This window comes from Arthrobacter sp. 1088, from assembly GCF_031455315.1.
In the GTDB taxonomy this organism is placed as follows: domain Bacteria; phylum Actinomycetota; class Actinomycetes; order Actinomycetales; family Micrococcaceae; genus Arthrobacter.
This window is the reverse complement of the sequence record NZ_JAVDSM010000031.1, coordinates 1-4,979: the sequence shown is the minus strand read 5'-3', so window position 1 is coordinate 4,979 and position 4,979 is coordinate 1. Positions and strand designations below refer to the sequence as shown.

Genomic DNA, 4,979 nt, shown 5'->3' with positions numbered 1-4,979 from the left:
GTCTGCTTCACATGAACCGTGTAACTGACCTTCTGGCCAGGGATGACCGTGGAACCCGGAACCGGATCCGCAGTCTTGCTCACCGTGTACCCACCTTCAACATGGTTCGTGGTGCAACCAACCGCCGTGTCGCAAACACCGCCCGGGGACGTGGGGGTGATGACGTTCGACAGCTGTCCGTCGCCGGTCCCCAGCGGGGCGACAGTGACGGAGTAAGTGATCGTGACGTCAGCACCGACCGGCAGGTCACCGTTCCAGACCAAGGTCTTCGCGGCGGCATCGAACGTTGCCGTCCCGGCCGAAGCCACAGCGTCATTGTTGAACGCCGCGTCATCCAGGACCTTGGACAGATCATCGGTAGCGATAACCCCGGTCAGGGCACCGGCACCGGTCTGCTTCACATGAACCGTGTAACTGACCTTCTGGCCAGGGATGACCGTGGAACCCGGAACCGGATCCGCAGTCTTGCTCACCGTGTACCCACCGGTGATGTGGGTGGTGGTGCATTCCGAGGACTGAACACAGCCATCAGAGGTCACCACGTTGGTCAAGACCTGATCCCCGGTTGGGGGCGATTTGACCGTCACGGAGTAGGTGATGGTTGCCGTTCCGCCGACGGGAACCGTCCCGTTCCAGGACAACCCGGTGCCTGCAACGTTGACGGTTCCGACCGAGGCGACGGCGTCGCCGTTGTAATCGGCGTCGTCCAGGACCTTGGTCAGGTCGTCAGTGAACGAAGCATCAGCAGGTGCGGAGCCGGTCTGCTTCACGGTCACCGTGTAAGTGACCTTCTGCCCCGGAACAACGGTGGAGCCGGAAGCCGGGTCCGAGCTCTTGACCGTGGTGTAGTTGGTGACCTGGACTCCTGCAGGATCGGTGTTGATCGTGGGCGGGACCTGCGAATCAGCAGGGGTGTCCGCGGTGGCTGAGGCCGTGTTCACGAATGTTGAGCCAATGTTGGTACCGAGGGCTGCCGTGAACTCGTGGGTCTGGCTGGCACCCGGGGCCAGGGAAGCGATGGTGAATCCGCCCTCGGCCGGGAACTTGTCGTCGGTGACGACAACGTTGGTCAGTGTTCCCTGGCCGGTGTTGGTGAGGACAATGCGGTAGGGAACCTGGTCCCCGGGCCGGTAGGTGGGGTAGTCCTCGACGGTGTTCGCGTCATGCCAAACACCTGCCTTGTCCTGGACGTACTTCTTCAGCGACGCGGAGTAGTAGTTGGCGACGCTGATCGGGGCGGAGGTGCGCATCACGAGTTCGGTGTGTTGCGCCCGTGCCTGGGCCCGGTTCACCAGAATGTCCCCCCCCTTGGCACCGGTGGTCTGGATGCTGACCTTGAACGCCTGTGTCGCACCTGGCGCCAACGCCGGGCCGATGACCCGGACCGCTGTCGGGTTCGCCGGTTTGGTCGTGGTCCAGCCCACCGTATTCCCTGCGATGTTCCCGGACGCGCCGTTTGATGCATCGGCCGGGTCATCGTTCAGGGTCGCGGGGTCAGCGGAGGTGTAGTACACGGTAGAACCCGCGACGGCGGTGACGCCGGTCAGGGCGTAGGATCCGCTGTACGAGGTTCCGCGGCCGTCACCGTTGTAGGGCAGGATGTCGATCGTGTCCGTGAACGACTGGGAAGTCGGATCCTGAGACTTGAGCGTGACCGTCCAGGAACCTGCACCCGAACCGTCACCGTTCACGTTCGGAATGAACGCCTCATCCGCGGTCTTCCCAATAGTCGTCGTCCCGTTCGAGGCCGTCGTCACCGTGGCCGTCGTGGGCCTGGTGGTCTGCCCGTCGAACGTCGCCGTCGCCGTGTTCGTCAGCTGCCCACCCGGCGACACCGACGCATCGATGTCCACCGTGTAAGTCAACGACAACCGCTGGCTCGTCGGCACCCCGTCCAACGTCCACGTCAACGTGTCCTGACCGTTGACATCCGTGGTCACCACCGGCTCCGGCGACGCCGAACCAGGCACATAGGACATCCCCAACGGCAACGTGTCCTCGATGACGAAGTCGTCCACCCTCGGAGGAGAGCCCGCACCGCCCAGCGCCTGGTAGTTCAGCGTGTAGGTAACCTGGCCACCGACCCTGGCCACCGACCGGTCCGCAGACTTAGACAGGATCGGCCGGGCCGACACCGTGCGAAGCAGGTCGCGGAACGCATTCGTCGCGGGATAGCGCGCGCCGGAGACTGGCGTGATCACATCGGCGGGCCGGTAGGTCCACGGGTTGGAGCCTTGCTTGAAAGAGCTGAACTTCCAGATGTCCTGCCCAGGCGTCACACCGGCACGGATCGTGGCGAAGGTTTCCAGGAAGACGTTGGCGACGTTGCCGGAGACCGAGGCGTTATGCTCCAGGCGGAACGCCTTGACCGTTCTGAGGTCGGCCGGCGGGGTCGTGGTCCAGCCGGACGGGTCCTGATCGCAGTCCTTCACGAACGCCTCCGGGTCATACCCGGAGCCAGGTGCGGAGGTCAACAGCGCAGAGTTGCCCACGTAGTACCGCACAACGTAGTCAGGGTTGCCGAACTGACTGCCGTTGGCGATCACCTGCGGAAGCTTGGAGGTAGTCGCGTAGGCGTAGTCCACGACCGTGCACTGCTTGATCACCTTGTTGGTGCCGGCAATGCCGGGAGCTGCCTGGATTCCGCTGTTGTTGTCCGACTGGTACTCCTGACCCGGGCTGAGCCGATAGGTGTCGTCCCAGTTCGTGCCCCCGCTACCGGTGTAGGACCGGACCAGAGTGGACGCCCACCCGCCCGGCGCTGAGAACGTCTTGGTCGCGGAGTTGTTGGCCGCGTCGTCGGTGCCGGTCAGCGTCGGGTCGACGGACTGATAGGTCGGAGCACTCGCCTGCAGCGCGACGCTGCCGGCCGCGGAGTAGTTCGACACGTGGACGGTGATCTGACCGGTAGCGACCGCGTCACGGTCGGTGGGCAGCGGCTTACCGCCCGAGTCCACTCTCGGGATCTGGGTCCGGGAGTAGTCGATGCCGGTGATCGTCATCGTGTACTTGCCCGGCTTCCCAGCGACCGGGGCGACCGTGCAACCCCCCACCCATGGCGCTGAGTTGTCTGGCGTCGCGCCAACGGCCCCGACGGTGAAGGGGTGAGCCGAGGCCCCACTGCCGCCGAACTTCCCGCAGCTGACGGAGTCGATGGTGCCCTGCGTCGAACTCAGGTCGAGGGTGTAGGTGACGGAATTGGGGCCCGCCACGCTGCCCTTGAGCAGGTTCACCGTCCACTGAATGGGCAGGTTCACGTTGTAGGTGCCGTCGCCGTTGGACGACGTAGTTCCGGTGTTGCTGGGGCCGGTCCAGGTGGTGTCCATCCCGAACGTCCCCACGATCGGGATCGGCGCGACGTTGGCGGCCTGCCCGTTTGTCTCACCGGTCAGGGAGAGCTTAGACCCGTTGATGCCGTCGGCCACGACCGGGACCTGCACGACCGCGGCGGTGCCCATGTTCTGGGTGCCGAGGTTGCAGGTCAGGGTGCGCCCGTCCGCGGAGATCGACGAAACCGGCGTGACGCCGGTGGTCAGACAGATGTCGGGAATCGAGGCGATCTTGCCATTCGTTGCGGTCACGGTGAAGGTGACGTTATCCACCGGGGCGTTGCTCGGAGCCGCAGCGTCGTCGTTGACGTTGACCCGCCACTCCGAGGTCACCACCTCACCCGGGGCGATCTGCGCAGGCTGATCCACCCAACGGGCAGTGATCTGGTACACCGGAGCTGCGAACGCCGGGACAGCATTGGCCATGAATACGATCCCGAGTAGGAGCGCCATGACCAAAGAGGCGGCTATCGTGCCGCTTGCGCCGAGTTTGCCCAGCGGCGTGCCGCCGGGCGACGTCCAGGAACGGTGACGCCCCGGTTGAATTCCTAACATTTGTGCCCCTATTTTTCGTCCGACCCGGGGAAACGAGACCTCGCACGACAAGAGAACTGGCCGACGGGATCAGAACGTCATCAACTGACGAGCTGAGCGAACCCTGGAACCGTTAAGTTGAGACGCAAGGGCTCCCCTTGCGCCGTACCTCACATCCGGAAAACCGCAGGGGAACGATTTCATGACGAAAAGCGTTGCTTTTGCCCAACTTTGCGAATGGCGGAGTCGCACCAAAGGGTTGTCAGGTAGGCGCAAGGTTATGGATCCGCCATGACGGGGGTGTAGGAAGAGGCGGTATCCTGGATGAGTGGCCCTCGGATACCGCCTCACAGTGGCGACTGCCGCTTTCAGTCGCAGTTGACTCCAGTGCAGTGCATCAGACAGCGAGGGGGCACTGCCGGATGCCTGTGTGTTTGTGAGCACGGCGCGTTCCTGCACATCTGAATAGCCACGGAGCCGGCATTCCGTGACGGTAGATCATGGGGTGGCACCCGGTGGCCCGATTTCGGAGCACTTGACGAATATAGAAGCATCCAAGCCGTGGCGTTGCCGTCTCACCTAGTCGTTGTGGCTGGGTTTTCAGCCGGCACAACGCACATCTACCGTGCGGGGCCGAGCGCAGCTGAGCTAGACCCTATCCGAGACCATGGGGTGGATGACCCAACTACATGGGGGTGTTCAAAGCGGTTCCATGATGATGTGACAGCGCCCAAGGAATCATCTGACGTAGCGTGATCGGGTAAGCCGCTACTACCCACCACAGAACGAGGATGAACATGGTCTCTGATGCTGAACGCGAAGAAATCGCAGAGCTGGAAGATGAAGTAACTTCGCTAATAGGTGAGGGCGGCAACGTTCCCGACGGTTACGCCCAGCTGGTGACGGCCAAAGCTTTGCTCTCTATCGCGTCGTCCCTCGCGAGCCTCAATCACTACGGTATCGAAACTTACAAAACCACGTAGCCCGCCCGCTGTCATGAGGTGTTCCAATTCCTTGGCTCCGGGGACTGTCCGATTTTCGGTGGATCCACGGTTGGCATTTAGTTGATTCTTCCGTCGAAGCTGATGGCGAAGGCGTTCAGGGCCGGCTTCCATC

At 63.0% G+C, this 4,979-nt stretch carries 2 protein-coding genes; one reads left to right on the top strand and one right to left on the bottom strand.

All coding sequences use genetic code 11. The features are described from left to right. On the bottom strand, positions 1-3,884 hold a 3,884-nt coding region (locus J2Y41_RS22920), incomplete at its 3' end, for a hypothetical protein (protein WP_309932000.1). Positions 3,885-4,660: 776 nt separating this feature from the next. On the opposite strand from J2Y41_RS22920, the gene J2Y41_RS22915 reads away from it, so the two are divergent. Further along, entirely contained in the window at positions 4,661-4,846 is a 186-nt protein-coding gene (locus J2Y41_RS22915) for a hypothetical protein (RefSeq protein WP_309931998.1), read from the top strand. Positions 4,847-4,979: the final 133 nt, after the last annotated feature.

Excerpts from the sequence above, each read along its gene's own strand:
- J2Y41_RS22915 (WP_309931998.1), top strand. The coding sequence starts at position 4,661 with ATGGTCTCTGATGCTGAACGCGAAGAAATCGCAGAGCTGGAAGATGAA.